Annotated in this window: 11 protein-coding genes; 5 read left to right on the forward strand and 6 right to left on the reverse strand. The window is 72.1% G+C overall.

Annotated features, from left to right (window positions below):
• Window positions 1–60: 60 nt before the first annotated feature.
• Together VH969_RS10855 and VH969_RS10860 are read right to left on the reverse strand one after the other, a co-directional pair.
• A complete protein-coding gene (locus VH969_RS10855) occupies window positions 61–882 on the reverse strand; it encodes an intradiol ring-cleavage dioxygenase (RefSeq protein WP_331973556.1) in 822 nt (273 codons plus the stop codon).
• Window positions 883–953: 71 nt separating this feature from the next.
• Window positions 954–1,526, reverse strand: a complete 573-nt coding sequence (locus VH969_RS10860) for a cob(I)yrinic acid a,c-diamide adenosyltransferase (protein WP_331973557.1) — start codon at window positions 1,524–1,526, stop codon at window positions 954–956.
• A gap of 28 nt (window positions 1,527–1,554) precedes the next feature.
• Between VH969_RS10860 and VH969_RS10865 the strand changes: the two genes are divergently transcribed.
• The gene (locus VH969_RS10865; RefSeq protein ID WP_331973558.1) at window positions 1,555–1,950 is read left to right on the forward strand and encodes a VOC family protein; all 396 of its coding nucleotides are present in this window, start codon (window positions 1,555–1,557) and stop codon (window positions 1,948–1,950) included.
• Here the strand turns inward: VH969_RS10865 and VH969_RS10870 are convergent.
• Window positions 1,947–2,897 (reverse strand): zinc-binding dehydrogenase, encoded by a 951-nt coding sequence (locus tag VH969_RS10870; RefSeq protein ID WP_331973559.1) that lies wholly within the window; start codon window positions 2,895–2,897, stop codon window positions 1,947–1,949. The genes VH969_RS10865 and VH969_RS10870 overlap by 4 nt on opposite strands.
• Window positions 2,898–2,930: 33 nt before the next feature.
• Entirely contained in the window at window positions 2,931–3,752 is an 822-nt protein-coding gene (locus VH969_RS10875) for a hypothetical protein (protein WP_331973560.1), read from the reverse strand.
• Window positions 3,753–3,842: 90 nt separating this feature from the next.
• Between VH969_RS10875 and murA the strand changes: the two genes are divergently transcribed.
• Window positions 3,843–5,129 carry a UDP-N-acetylglucosamine 1-carboxyvinyltransferase gene (gene murA, locus VH969_RS10880; RefSeq protein ID WP_331973561.1) on the forward strand — a complete coding sequence of 429 codons (1,287 nt, stop codon included), beginning with the start codon at window positions 3,843–3,845 and terminating at the stop codon, window positions 5,127–5,129.
• Here the strand turns inward: murA and VH969_RS10885 are convergent.
• The gene (locus VH969_RS10885) at window positions 5,126–5,773 is read right to left on the reverse strand and encodes a DedA family protein (RefSeq protein WP_331973562.1); all 648 of its coding nucleotides are present in this window, start codon (window positions 5,771–5,773) and stop codon (window positions 5,126–5,128) included. The genes murA and VH969_RS10885 overlap by 4 nt on opposite strands.
• A gap of 163 nt (window positions 5,774–5,936) precedes the next feature.
• Here VH969_RS10885 and ggt point away from each other — a divergent pair, with 163 nt between their 5' ends.
• The gene (gene ggt / locus VH969_RS10890; RefSeq protein ID WP_331973563.1) at window positions 5,937–7,775 is read left to right on the forward strand and encodes a gamma-glutamyltransferase; all 1,839 of its coding nucleotides are present in this window, start codon (window positions 5,937–5,939) and stop codon (window positions 7,773–7,775) included.
• A gap of 63 nt (window positions 7,776–7,838) precedes the next feature.
• Here the strand turns inward: ggt and VH969_RS10895 are convergent, their stop codons facing one another.
• Window positions 7,839–8,933: a sulfite oxidase gene (locus tag VH969_RS10895; RefSeq protein WP_331973564.1), complete on the reverse strand. Its 1,095-nt coding sequence runs from the start codon at window positions 8,931–8,933 to the stop codon at window positions 7,839–7,841.
• A 165-nt stretch (window positions 8,934–9,098) separates the two neighbouring features.
• On the opposite strand from VH969_RS10895, the gene VH969_RS10900 reads away from it, so the two are divergent.
• Together VH969_RS10900 and VH969_RS10905 are read left to right on the forward strand one after the other, a co-directional pair.
• Window positions 9,099–10,361, forward strand: a complete 1,263-nt coding sequence (locus VH969_RS10900; protein ID WP_331973565.1) for an ROK family transcriptional regulator — start codon at window positions 9,099–9,101, stop codon at window positions 10,359–10,361.
• Window positions 10,362–10,610: 249 nt separating this feature from the next.
• The coding region (locus tag VH969_RS10905) for a ThuA domain-containing protein (protein WP_331973566.1) at window positions 10,611–14,701 on the forward strand (4,091 nt) is incomplete at its 3' end.

Here is a 14,701-nt window from a genome sequence, read left to right on the forward strand (position 1 = left end):
GTGCTGTTCTTCGCCCTCGCCGTGGTCGTCACGGAAGGGGGATACCCCGTTCTGTCCGACTTAGACAGCGACCTTCAGCGTCGCGACGAACCCGGCGCCGACGTCGCCGCTGACGTCGGCCAGCTGGCTGGACCAGCCGTCGCCGAACACCATGTCGCGCGGCAGCGACGTGCGCGCCAGGTTCTGCACGCTCGCGCCGTAGCCGCCGGTCGCGTAGACCTTCTCGCACACGTCCTGGGGGAGTGCGAGCTGCGAGGTGACGAGCTTCGTGCCGGCCGAGGTCGCGTCCGCGAGCGCGGGGTAGACCTCGAAGTGCGCGTGCGGCCACCGCCCGCTGTAGGCGGCCGGGAAGATGCTCGTGAACGACACCTTGCCGGTGTCGTCGGCCGCCTGCACGCCGCGCAGGTAGTTCTCGTCCGCCGCGGCCTGCGAGTAGAGCGAGTAGTTGCCGTCGCGGTCGCAGTGCCACAGGTACACGGCCGCGCCGGTCATGGGCTCGCCGGAGGACGCCTCCACGACGGTCAGCTCGATGCGCAGCGGCACACCGTCCGCCGTTCCCCCGGCCGAGCCGAAGCTGGCGCGGATGTCGGCGCGGACGATGCCGCTCTCGGTGAGCACGTTGGGTCCGTTCGAGCCGTCGCCGGGGAAGGGCCCGGCCGTCTCCTCCGGGATCTCCGCCACCGCGCCCGCGGCCGACGTGCCGGCCGACGTGCCGCTCGAGGCCGGCCCGGACGTCGTCGCGGTGGGCTCGGGGGTCGCGGGACTGCCGGAGTCACAGCCGGCCAGCACCGCGAGCCCCGCCCCGCCGAACAGAGCCAGCACCGAGCGCCTGCTGCGCAGCGTCTTCAGGTCGAACTGGAGGCCGCGGTCGTGGTCGTGCATGTCGAACCCTTCTCGTCGTCAGGTCCGATGGTGACCCCGCGGGCTGTGCGGCGGCTGTGTGCCGGCTGTGGCTAGCGCCCGCCGCCGGGGGACCAGAGCACGTCGCCGGCCGGGTTCGCCACCCGGGAGAGCACGAACAGCAGGTCCGACAGGCGGTTCAGGTACTTCGCGGCGAGCGGGTTGGTGCGCTCCCCGTCGGCCTCGATGAGCCGCCACGCGCTGCGCTCGGCGCGCCGGGTCACCGTGCGGGCCACGTGCAGCAGCGCCGCGCCCGCGGTGCCGCCGGGCAGGATGAACGAGTTCAGCTTCGGCAGCCGGGAGTTGAAGTCGTCGCACCAGCCCTCCAGCCGCTCGACGTAGGGCTCGGTGATCCGCAGCGGCGGGTACTTCGGGTCCGCCACGACGGGCGCGCACAGGTCCGCGCCGACGTCGAACAGGTCGTTCTGCACGGCCCGCAGCACCTCGGTCAGCTCGTCGGTGAGCCCGCCCATCGCCAGCGCGAGGCCGATGGCCGCGTTGGCCTCGTCGACGTCGGCGTAGGCGGCCAGGCGCGGATCGGTCTTGGGGACCCGGCGGCCATCGCCGAGCGCGGTGGTCCCGTCGTCGCCGACCTTGGTGTAGACGCGGGTGATATGAACGGCCATGGCGCTGACGATACGAGAAAGGACCGACATGGCGGGGATTCAGGGCATTCACCACGTGAAGCTCCCGGTGAGCGACGTCGACCGGTCGCGGGACTGGTACGAGCGGGTGTTCGGCCTCGAGCTGTTGCTGGAGTTCGTGGAGGACGGCGTGCTGATGGGGGTGGCGCTGGCGGACCCGGACCACACGGTGGCGATCGGCCTGCGCGGCGACCCCGACCGCGCGAAGGCGCTCGCGGGCTTCGATCCGCTGGCGATCGGCGTGCCGTCGCTCGCGGACCTGGAGGCGTGGCGGGACCACCTGGCGTCGCTGGGGGAGAAGCACGACGGGATCGTCGAGCGGCCCGACGGCCACGTGCTGTTGGGCCTGCACGACCCGGACGGCATCGAGATCCGTCTGTACACGGCGGACAAGGCCGCGGGTTAGCGCGGCCGTACCTCCAGCAGCGTCTTGCCGACCGTCGCGCGGGACTCGATCGCCGCGTGCGCGTCGGCGGCGCGGTCGAGCGGGAAGCGCTGGCCGATCAACGGGCGTAGCCGACCGGCGGCGGCCTCGGCCAGCGCGCTGCGCGTGCACTCGCGCAGCACTTCCGGCGTCGCGTTCGTGCGCAGCAGTGTCACGCCCCGCGCGGCGGCCTCCTCCGCCGTGACGGGGCTCCAGCTGCCGCTCGACAGCCCGAAGCTGAGCAGCCGGCCGCCCCGGGGGAGCAGCTCGAAAGCCGCGCGGCTGACGTCCCCGCCGACCCCGTCGAGCACGAGGTCGACCGAGCCCGCGCGGGCCGGCCAGCCCGGCTCGCGGTAGTCCACGACCTCGTCCGCGCCGAGCTCGCGGGCGACGGTCAGCTTGCGGGGCCCGCCGGCCGCGGCCACGACGTGCGCGCCGGCCGCCTTGACCAGCTGCACCAGAAGGCTGCCGACCCCGCCGGCGGCCGCCTCGACGAGCACGCGCTCGCCTGGCTTCGGCTCCGCGGTGCGCACCAGCAGCGTCGCCGTGCGGCCGTCCGCGAGCAGCGCGGTGGCCGCGTCGAGCGCGACGCCCTCCGGCACGGCGATCACGTCGTTCGCGTCGACCGCGACCCGGGACGCGTACCCGCCCGACCCGCCGGTGCCGGCCACCACGCGGGTGCCGACGAGCGCGGCCGGCACCCCGGCGCCGACCGCCGCGACCATGCCACCGACGCCGTTGCCCGGTATCAGCGGCGGCGTCGCCTTGACCGGCCCGCCGCCGGTGGCGCGGAACAGCGTCTCGATGAACGTGATGTTCGCGTACGCCACGTCCACCAGCGCCTGCCCCGGGCCGGGCACCGGATCGGGCTCGTCTCGCGCGACGAGCACCTCGGGCCCGCCGAACTCCGTCAACCACACGGCTCTCATGGAGCCAGCGTGCAACCTCCAGCTATGTCGAGGTCAACTCGGCTGCTCGGTCGGCGCGGGTGGCTCGGGCGGAGCCTCCGGACCGGCGGGCGCGGGCGGCTCGGTCGGCGCCGCGGGCCCCACCGGAGCGGGTGGCTCGGTGGGTGCGCTGGGTCCGGTGGGCGGCGGTTGCTCGGCCGGCTCGTTCGGCTCCGGCGACTCGGCCCGCCAGATCGGCTCCGCCGACCGCGGGGCCGACCGCGCCGCCGACCTCGCGGAAGCCCGGGCCGGCGCCGTCTTCGTGAAGATCTTGTCCTGGTACACGTAACCCACGCTAGTCAGCACGATGACGACCAGCACGACGAGCGAGAGCCAGAAGCCGACCTCGGAGTGGACGAACCGGTCGGCGATGTCGTCCTCGCCCGGCGTCTGCCCGGAGCCCGGCAGCCGCCGCGAGATCTCGGCCAGCCGCGCGGCGATGTTCGACTGCGCCACGTCCTGGGTCACGATCATCAGCACGCCGGCCAGCAGCGCGAACCCGGCGCCGCCGAACATCCGGTACCGCACCTGGCTCGCCAGCCGGGGGAGGAGCGGGAGGACGATGCCGGCCAGCAGCAGCAGGATCACGACGAACGCGAGCACCTGCGCGCCGGCCGCCGGCATCTGGTCGGTCCCGGCCGGGCCGGCCGCTTCCTTCGCCATGTCCTCGAGGCCCGGGGCGATCTCGACGTCCGGCCGCGCTCCCGTCGCCAGGTCCGCGCCGTTGTAGTCGGCACTGCCCGCCTCGCAGGCGACCGACACGAACGGCAGGAACAGGAACAACAGGAGAACCAGGAAGAACCCGGACGGGCTCGCGAGCTTCGAGAACGCCTTCATCGCTTCCTCTCTGCGCCGAAAGCGGCAGGGTATCGGAGCCGGAAGTGCCCGCCGACGACCTGTGCCGGGCGTGGGGCATGATGGGCGCTCGTGACGGAGCACTTCCAGGTCCATGGTGGCGCGCGGTTGACCGGTGCGGTCGACGTCGTCGGGGCCAAGAACAGCGTGCTGAAGCTGATGGCCGCCGCGCTGCTCGCGGAGGGCACCACCACGCTCACGAACTGCCCGCAGATCCTGGACGTCCCGCTCATGGCCGAGGTGCTGCGCAGCCTCGGGTGCGAGGTCACCATCGAGGTCGACACGGTCCGCATCACCACGCCCGCGGAGCTCAACCACCGCGCGGACGGCCCGGCCATGGGCAAGCTCCGCGCGTCGGTGTGCGTGCTCGGACCCCTGGTCGGTCGCTGCAAGCGCGCGGTCGTGGCGCTGCCCGGCGGCGACGCGATCGGGTCGCGGCCGCTCGACATGCACCAGAGCGGCCTGCGCCAGCTCGGTGCGCACAGCGAGATCGAGCACGGCTGCGTGGTGGCCGAGGCCGAGGGCCTGCACGGCGCGCAGATCTGGCTGGACTTCCCGAGCGTGGGCGCGACGGAGAACATCCTCATGGCCGCGGTGCTGGCCAACGGCACGACGGTCATCGACAACGCCGCCCGCGAGCCGGAGATCGTCGACCTGTGCACGATGCTGCTGCAGATGGGCGGCAAGATAGAGGGTGCCGGTACCTCGACGCTGACCGTGCACGGCGTGGACGCGCTGCAACCGACCGAGCACCGGGTCATCGGCGACCGTATCGTCGGCGCGACCTGGGCTTTCGCCGCGGCGATGACGCGTGGCGACGTCACCGTGCGCGGCGTGGACCCGCACCACCTCGACCTCGTGCTGGAGAAGCTGCGCACGGCGGGCGCGGAGGTCTCGATCCTCGGTGCCGACGGCGCCGGGCAGGCGTTCCGGGTGGTCCAGCACGACCGGCCCACCGCGGTCGACTTCGTCACGCTGCCCTACCCGGGCTTCGCCACCGACCTGCAGCCGTTCGCCATCGCGCTGACCTCGATCGCCGACGGCACATCGATGATCACGGAGAACCTGTTCGAGGCGCGGTTCCGGTTCATCGAGGAGATGGTCCGCCTCGGCGCGGACGCCCGCACCGACGGCCACCACGCGGTCGTCCGGGGCATGGCCCGGCTGTCCAGCGCGCCGGTGTGGGCCTCGGACATCCGCGCGGGCGTGGGCCTGGTGCTGGCGGGCCTGTGCGCGGAGGGCGTCACCGAGGTGTGGGACGTGTTCCACATCGACCGCGGCTACCCGGGGCTGGTGGAGAACCTGGTCAACCTGGGCGCGGACGTCCGCCGGGTGGCCGCCGCTCCCGAGCGCGCCTAACGGCCGGCGCGTTCCCTGCGGCGCTCGCGGAGCCGCTTGGTCACGAAGACGGCGACGGCCAGCACGGTAAGGCCCAGGACGACGTACTGGAACCAGCCCGCGTACTGGTCGGCGACCTGCCAGTTCGCGCCGAGCAGGTAGCCGGCGACGACGAAGCCGCTGTTCCAGATCAGGCTCCCGGCCGCGGTCAGCGCGACGAACCGCCACAGCGGCATGCGCTCGATGCCGGCCGGCAGCGAGATCAGGCTGCGGAACAGCGGAACCATCCGGCCGAGGAACACGGCCTTGGTGCCGTGCCGGGTGAACCAGCGCTCGGTGCGGTCGAAGTCGTCGGCCTTCATCAGCGGCAGGCGCACGATCAGCCGCCGCGTGCGCTCCCGGCCGAGCCAGGCGCCGACCCCGTACGTGATGAGCGCGCCGCCGACCGAGCCCGCGGTGGTCCACAGGATCGCGGCGAGCAGGCTCAGCTTGCCCTGGCCCGCCGCGAACCCGGCCAGCGGCAGCACGAGCTCGCTCGGCACCGGCGGGAACACGTTGTCCAGCCCGACCAGCAGCGCGGCGCCGAACCCGCCCAGCGAGTCCATCACGGTCAGTGCGAACCCGGCCACGCCGGTGGGTTCGCCGGCGGCGAGGGACAGTGCCATGCGGCGCGCTCCTTGTCGAATCGGCTGTTCGGGATGGATACCCGGCGTGGCGCCGGTCGAAAACGCCGGCCGAAAACACGGGACTTGCCGATGATCGTTGTGCGGGGCCGCCGCGGCGGGTAAGAAAATGGGGCACTTCGCGCCCACTCGGGAAGGGGTCGGCATGCGTTTCCGCCGGATCGGTTCGGCCTTGTCGGTAGGAGTCCTGCTCGTCTCCGCGCTCGCGGCCGGCGGGACCACGGCCGGTGCCGACCAGCAGACAAGGACCAAGGACCCGGTCGCCGTCGGCTTCGGCGGCGCGGTGGTGTCGGACACCCTCGAGTCGACCGACGCCGGCCTCGAGGTACTGCGCAAGGGCGGCACCGCGGCCGACGCGGCGGTCGCCGTGGCCTCGACGCTCGGCGTCACCGACCCGTACGTGGCCGGCCTCGGCGGGGGCGGCTACTTCGTGTACTACGACGCGCGCACCCACCGCGTGTCCACGATCGACGGTCGCGAGACGACCCCGCGGGCCGGCAGCGAGACGATGTTCATCGACCCCGCGACCGGCCAGCCCTACCCGTTCCCCGTGGCGGTGACGAGCGGGTTGTCCGTCGGCGTGCCGGGCATGCTCGCCACCTGGGAGCGTGCGCTGGACAAGTGGGGCCGCTTCGACCTCGCCGAAAACCTCCAGCCGGCGATCAAGGTGGCGGACCGCGGGTTCACCGTGGACGCCACGTTCCGTGAGCAGACCCGGCAGAACGAGGCCAGGTTCCGGCAGTTCAGCGCCACCCGCGACCTGTTCCTGCCCGGCGGCGAGCTGCCGGTCGTCGGCTCGAAGCTGCGCAACCCGGACCTCGCGGACACCTACCGCGAGATCGCGAAGCGGGGCACCCGCGCGCTGTACGGCGGCTCGGTCGGCCGGGACGTCGTCGACGCCGTCCAGCACCCGCCGGTCGCCCCGGACGCGACGATCGACCCGATGCCGGGCCTGATGACCGTGCGGGACCTCAAGGACTACCGGACGATCGACCGCAGGCCGGCGCACGCGGGCTACCGCGGCTACGACGTGTACGGCATGCCCCCGTCGTCCAGCGGTGGCATCACGGTCGGCGAGTCGCTGAACATCCTCGAGCGGTTCGACCTGTCCGCGATGGACCGGGTGCAGGCGCTGCACCACTACCTGGAGGCGACGCGGCTCGCGTTCGCCGACCGGGGCCGCTTCATCGGCGATCCGGCCTATGTGGACGTGCCGCAGCGGCAGCTGCTGTCCGACCGGTTCGCGGCCCAGCGCGCGTGCGAGATCGACCCGGCCCACGCGGCGACGAGCCCGGTGCCGCCGGGCGACCCGAACGGCCCCGGCACCTGCACCGCGGCCGGTGCGGCGACGCCGGACGGCAACCAGGGTGCGCACACGAACCACTTCGTCGTGACCGACAGGTGGGGCAACGTCGTGTCGTACACGAACACCATCGAGCAGCTCGGCGGTAGCGGCATCGTGGTGCCGGGCCGCGGCTTCCTGCTGAACAACGAGCTCACGGACTTCAACTTCGCGCCCACCCAGGGCACCGCCCCCGACCCGAACCTGGCCGCGCCGGGCAAGCGCCCGCGGTCGAGCATGTCCCCGACGATCGTGCTGCACCACGGCCGCCCGTTCCTGGCGGTCGGCAGCCCGGGCGGCGCGACGATCATCACGACCGTCATCCAGGTCCTGCTGAACCGGCTGGACTTCGGCATGAGCCTGCCCGACGCGATCGCCGCGCCGCGGGCGTCCCAGCGCAACAGCGCGACGACGCAGGTCGAACCGGCGTTCCTCGCCGAGCCGGTGGTGCCGGGCCTGCAGGCACTGGGCCACACCTTCGCGGTGAACAACACCTCGCCGCTGGACCCGAACATCAAGACCGACGGCAACATCGGCGTGGCGTCGGGCCTGGAGTTCCTGGGCCACGGCAAGGTCCTGGCGGCGGGCGAGCCGAGCCGCCGCGGCGGCAGCGCGGCGGGCGTGGTGCATCCGTCGCATTAGGACACAATCGCGGGACGTGACGGAGTCGTCGGCCGGGTCGCGGAAGCGGCCCGGCCGTTCGTCCTACCGGACGGTCACCGGCACGCTCTGGGCCATGTTGTTGGCCATGCCCTGCATGTTCCACGGCGCCTCGACCGGCTGCGGCCCCCGTTCGTCCGTGGCCCGCGCGCACAGCACGTACTCGCCGGGCAGCGCGTCCCAGGTGAACGACCACGACCGCCACGCGTACCGCGACGCGGCCGGTCCGAGCGACGCCTGGGTCCACGTCAGCCCACCGTCCACACTCAACTCCACACCGGTCACCGGCGCCCGCCCGGACCAGGTCCGGCCGAACAGCTCCACCGGCCCGGCGTCGACGATCCGGCGCCGGGTCATGAAGTCCGGAAACCCGGGCGGCACGACGAGCGCCCGCGGCTGGATCCGCGACACCGGGGTACCGGGATCGTCGGCGTCCGCGCGCAGCCGGTACGCGACCTCGTTCTGGAACCCCGCGAACGGCTCGGCCAGCACCTCGACCGAGCGCAGCCACTTCACGTGTGCCATGCCGTACCAGCCCGGCACGATCAGCCGCACGGGCGCGCCGTGCTGCGGTGGCAGCGGCGCGCCGTTCATCTCGTAGGCCACCAGCACGTCGCCCGACACGGCGTCCGAAAGCGACAGCGCACGGCAGTAGTCCTGCTCGACCCCGCGCTCCGTGCCGTGGTCGTGTCCGGTGAACGCCACGTCCACCGCGCCGTCGAGCACGCCCGCCTCCTCGAGCAGCGACGCCAGCGAGACACCTGTCCACTCGGCGGTCCCGACGGCCTCGTCGAGCCACGGCTGGCTCACCGGGCGGGGGAGCAGTTTCGCGCGGCCGTTGCCGGCGCACTCCAGCGTCACCCGGTGCGTCACGGCCGGGCCGGACCGCAGCGCGGCGAGGTCCAGCGACAGCGGCGTGGCGACGTGCCCGCCGATCTCCAGGCGCCAGGACGCCGGGTCGAGGAACGGGATGTCGTAGTGCACGAGTAGGTAGTGCAGCCCGGGCGGGGTGAGGTCGTAGCGCAACGCCTCCAGCGGCATGCCGTGGTTGCGCGCGGCGAGGCGCAGCTCGTCCAGCGACACCGCCTCGTCGATCCCGGCGACGCGCGCCGCCTCGCCCGGTCGCAGCACGTCTGTCATGAGGCCACCTCCAGACACACAGGGTGCACCCCGGCGACCGGCGGGGGAAGGCCTGGTCGTGGCTGCCGCAATCGGCCGACCGGTCGGAAACTTGCCGGTAACCCTTGACGCGGGTTTCACACACTCATAATTTGTCCGTCTGACGGACAAATTATGAGGTGCCCTGTGACCGCCTCGCCACACAACGGCCGCCGGCAGCCGGCCGACCAAGTCACCATGCGCCGCAACAACCTGGCGCTGGTGCTGCGTCATCTGCGTGACGCCGGTCCGCGCTCGCGCGCGCGGATCTCCGTCGAGACCGGCCTTAACCGCGGCACCGTGTCGAGCCTCGTCGCCGAGCTGATCGACCGCGGCCTGGTCCGCGACGGCGACGTGCAGCGCGGTGGCTCGGTCGGGCGGCCCGGCCAGACGGTGGAGCTCGACGGCCGTGGCATCGGCGGCATCGGCGTGGAGATCAACGTCGACTACGTGACCGCGCTCGTCCTCGACCTAGCCGACACCGTCGTCTTCGACCAGCGGGTCGCGCTCGACGTGCCGGCGCTGCCGCCGGCGGCCGTCCTCGACGCGGTCACCGACCTCACCGTCCGCGCGCTGGCCGAATGCTCCCGGCACGGCATCACCCCGGTCGGCCTGACGCTCGCCATCCCCGCGCTGGTCGACGCGGACGCGGGTGTGGTGGCGTTCGCGCCGAACCTGCACTGGACGAAGGTATCCGTCGTGGCCGGGCTGGTCGGACGGCTCACCGCGCGGCTCGGCCCGCCCGCGTTCCCGGTCCAGGTCGACAACGACGCCAACCTCGCCGCGCTCGGCGAGTACGCGATGGGCGGCGAGGCCGGCACGCCGGACCTCGTCTACCTCACCGGCGAGACCGGCGTCGGCGGCGGCGTGATGGTCGACGGGCGGCTGCTGCGTGGTGCGGAGGGGTTCTCCGGCGAGATCGGCCACATGCCGCTCAACCCCGGCGGCAACTTGTGCGGCTGCGGGCGGCGTGGCTGCTGGGAGACCATGGTCGGCCTCGCCGCGCTGCTGCGCCTCGCCGCCACCCCGGACGACCCGGTGTGCGACCCGTCGCTGGACCTCGAGCAGCGGCTGGACACGATCCGGGCCCGGGCCCGGGCCCGCGACGCGCGCACGCTCGACGCGCTCCACCTCGTCGGCACCGCGCTCGGGCTGGGCGCGTCGATCCTCATCAACGTGTTCAACCCGCGGGTGCTCGTCCTGGGCGGCTACTTCGCGAACCTCGCGGAGTTCCTGCTCGACCCGATGCTCGGCGAGATGCGCGGCCGTGTCATCGCGCCGGATGCCGGCGCATGCCAGGTGGTGGCGTCCACCCTCGGCTTCGCCGCGGCCTCGCGCGGCGGCGCGCACGTCGCGCTGGAGGCCGTACTCGACGACCCGACGATCGCCGCCGCGCGACATATGGCCTGAACGGGGCCGTGGTGCGAGGTGTTGCCGCACCCCACACCACGGCAGGTGCACCACACGGGAGAAAGGAGGAATCGCCGCGGGCGATCCGCACCTGTCGGGGGACGCAACGCCAGTCACACCCCATCCCGGGCTTCCGGGCACCTCTTGGGAGGTTAATCGATGTCCCGCACGAGCAGGGCGGGCGCGCGGTCACGCGCGCGCCTCCGCCGGTTCGCTCGCCTGTGCAGAAAGCCGATCAGACCACTGCTCGTGGTCTCGGCGGCCGCCGCGGTCACCGCGGCCATGGCGGCCGCGCCGGCCGCGGCCGCCCCGGCCGAACGGGCCGCGGACGCGCCGTTCAAGGCACTGGTCTTCGCCAAGACCACCGGCTTCCGCCACGACTCCATCCCCGACGGCATCGCCGCCATCCAGAAACTCGGTCAGGACCACGGCTTCGCGGTCGACGCCACCGAGGACGACACGCTGTTCACCGACGACAACCTCGCCCAGTACGACGTGGTGATCTTCCTGTCCACCACGGGCGACCCGCTCGGCACGCAGGCCGAGAAGGACGCCTTCCAGCGCTACATCGAGGGCGGCGGCGGCTTCGTCGGCGTCCACGCCGCCGCGGACAGCGGGTACGACTGGGAGTGGTACGGCGGGCTCGTCGGCGGCTACTTCAAGCAGCACCCGGCGATCCAGCAGGCCACCGTCAAGGTCGAGGACCCGGCGCACCCGTCCACCGCGGGCCTGCCGACCACCCTGTCCCGCACCGACGAGTGGTACGACTACCAGGTCGACCCGCGCGGCACCGTGCACGTGCTGACGTCGCTGGACGAGAAGACCTACACCGGCGGCACCATGGGGTTCGACCACCCGAACACGTGGTGCCAGGACTACGACGGCGGCCGCTCCTGGTACACGGGCCTCGGCCACACCAAGGAGAGCTACGTCGAGCCCGAGTTCCTGCACCTGCTACTCGGCGGCATCCAGACCGCCGCCGGCGTCGTCCCCGCGGACTGCGCCGCCTCGCAGGACCGCAGCTTCGAGAAGGTCACGCTCGACGACAACACGTCGAACCCGATGATGCTCGACGTCGCCGCGGACGGCCGGGTGTTCTACATCGACCGGCTCGGCGACGTGAAGGTCATCCGGCCGACCGGTGGCGCCGCGACCGCCGCGCACCTGGACGTGTTCACCGCCAACGAGTCCGGCCTGCTCGGCATGGCGCTCGACCCGCACTTCGCGAACAACAGCTGGATCTACCTGTACTACTCACCGAACGGGCCGGACGACGTCGACCGGCTGTCCCGCTTCACCGTGAACGCCGACAGCACGCTGGACATGGCCAGCGAGAAGGTCGTGCTCGAAGTGCCGGTGCAGCGCTCGCAGTGCTGCCACCACGGCGGCGGCATGGTCTTCGACTCCCAGACCGGTGACCTGTGGCTCGCGAACGGCGACAACACCAACCCGTTCGACTCCGACGGCTACGCCCCGATCGACGAGCGTGCCGGCCGGTCGGACTGGGACGCGCAGAAGTCGTCCGCGAACACGAACGACCTGCGCGGCAAGGTGCTGCGGATCCACCCGGAGGCCGACGGGACGTACACGATCCCGGACGGCAACCTGTTCGCACCGGGCACGGCGCAGACCCGTCCGGAGATCTACGCGATGGGCTTCCGCAACCCGTTCCGGATCGGCATCGACCCAAAGACCCACAAGCTGATGGTGGCCAACTACGGCCCGGACGCGGGAAACCCGAACCCGGACCGCGGGCCGGAGAACACCGTCGAGTGGGACATCATGAACCAGCCGGGCTTCTACGGCTGGCCGTACTGCATCGGGCAGAACGTGCCCTACAACGACTTCGACTTCGCCACCGGCACCTCGGGTGCGAAGTTCGACTGCGCGCACCCGGTGAACAACTCGCCCAACAACACCGGTCTGACGCAGCTGCCGGCGGCGATCCCCGCGACCGTCGACTACCACTACGCGACCAACCCCGCGTTCCCCGAGCTGGGTGGTGGCGGCGCGCCGATGGCCGGCCCGGTCTACCGGTACGACCCCGACCTCGCCTCCGACCGCAAGTGGCCGGCGTACTGGGACGGCAAGGCCGTCTTCGGGGAGTGGAACCAGAGCAAGCTGTACTCGTTCCAGCTGAACGAGGACGGCAGCCGGCTGGTCGACATCAACCAGATCCTGCCGACGTTCGACTTCCGCAAGCCGATGGACATGAAGTTCGGTCCGGACGGCGCGCTCTACCTCGTCGAGTGGGGTTCGGGCTTCGGCGGGGACAACGCCGACTCCGGCGTCTACCGGATCGACTACGTGCAGGGCAACCGTGCGCCGATCGCGAGGGCATCGGCGGACAAGACCTCCGGTCTCGCCCCGCTGACCGTGCGGTTCACCGGCGACGGCTCGATCGACCCGGACGGCACGCCGCTCACGTACGCCTGGGACTTCGACGGGGACGGCACGACCGACTCCACCGAGGCGAACCCGAGCCACACCTACACCACCAACGGCAACTTCAGCGCCACGCTCACGGTGACCGACGCGGACGGCCGCACGGGCACCGCGAACGTGCCGATCACCGTCGGCAACAGCGCGCCGACCGTGACGCTGAACTTCCCGCCGGACGGTGGCTTCTTCGACTGGGGTGACCAGGTGAAGTTCGACGTCACGGTCACAGACCCCGAGGACGGCACGATCGACTGCGCCGACGTGCACCTGCAGTCGATCCTCGGCCACGACACGCACGGCCACCCGCTCGACCAGTACACCGGCTGCGCGGGCACCGTCCAGACGACGCTGTCCTCCGGGCATACCGAGGGCGACAACGTCTTCGCCGTGTTCGAGGCCAGCTACACCGACAAGGGTGGCGCGGGCGGTGCCGCGTCGCTGACCGGCCGGGCACAGGCGATCCTGCAGCCCAAGCACAAGCAGGCCGAGTTCTTCACCCAGACCGGCCGGGTCTCCGGCGGTGCCGGCACCGGTGACCCCGGTGTGCAGGTGGAGACCGCGTCCGACACGGCGGGTGGTTTCAAGGACATCGGGTTCATCGAGGACGGCGACTGGTGGTCCTTCGACCCCACGAACCTGTCCGATGTGGACTCGATGGGCTTCCGGGTGGCGTCCGCGTCGTCCGGCGGCACGATCGAGGTGCACGCCGGGGCGACCGACGGCCCGCTCGTGGGCACCGTCGACGCGCCGGTCACCGGTGACTGGCAGCGCTACACCGACGTGACGCTCCAGCTGGCCGACCCGCCGGCCGAGAGCGGACCGCTGTTCTTCGTCGCCCGCAGGCCCGCGGGCAGCACGAACACCGGCGGCCTGTTCAACGTCAACTGGGTCGACTTCAACGGCAAGGGCGTCACCGACAACCAGCGTCCGGAGGTGACCGCCACCGGCACGCCGAACCGCGGCACCGCGCCGCTGGCGGTGGCCTTCCACGCGGACGCGAACGACGCCGAGGGCGACAACCCGCTGACGTACAAGTGGAACTTCGGCGTGGCCGGCGCCCCGGCACCGACCACACCGGACGCGTCGTACACCTACACCGCGCCGGGCGACTACGAGGCGTCGGTGACCGTCACCGACGCCCGGGGTGCCGCCACCACCGAGCACGTTCCGATCACAGTGGACAGTCCGAGCCCGAGCTGCCTCACCGGCAGGTCGGACGACTTCCTCGGCACGTCGCTGGATTCCGGCCGGTGGACCGTGATCCGGCAGAACCAGGATCTGTCGGTCTCCGGCGGTAGCCTGCACATCCCGACGTCCAACACGGACATCTACGGTGCGGACAACGCCAACCCGATCCCGAACATGGTCGTCCAGCCCGTGCCGGGCGGGGCCTGGCAGGCCACGACGAAGGTGTCGCTGACCGCGCGGGACGCCTACCAGCAAGCCGGTCTCGTGCTCTACGGCGACGACGACAACTACGCCAAGATGGTGCTGGAGGGCAGGGGCACGGCCGACGCCGCGTCCCGGATCTTCCAGTTCATCCGCGAGGAGGCCGGTCAGCCGAACGAGGTGGCCGACTCCAACACGGCAAACCTCGGCGCGGACTACCCGGACACGGCCTACGTCCGGCTGGCGAGCGACGGCACGAAGCTGACCGCGTCGTACTCGGCGGACGGTCTCACGTGGACGGCCATGCCGCAGACCGACAAGCTGGTCGCGGGCATCACGAACCCGCGCATCGGCGTCATGTCGCTCACCGGCACGGGTGCCCGCCCGGTGGTCGACGCCGCGTTCGACTGGTTCCAGCTGGTGCCGGACGACACCGCGGGTGCGGTCACGCCGGACGACGAGTTCGACGGTTCCTCTGTGGACGGTTGCCGGTGGAGCACGATCGTGCG

The organism is Actinophytocola sp. (assembly GCF_036555685.1).
In the GTDB taxonomy this organism is placed as follows: Bacteria; Actinomycetota; Actinomycetes; order Mycobacteriales; family Pseudonocardiaceae; genus Actinophytocola.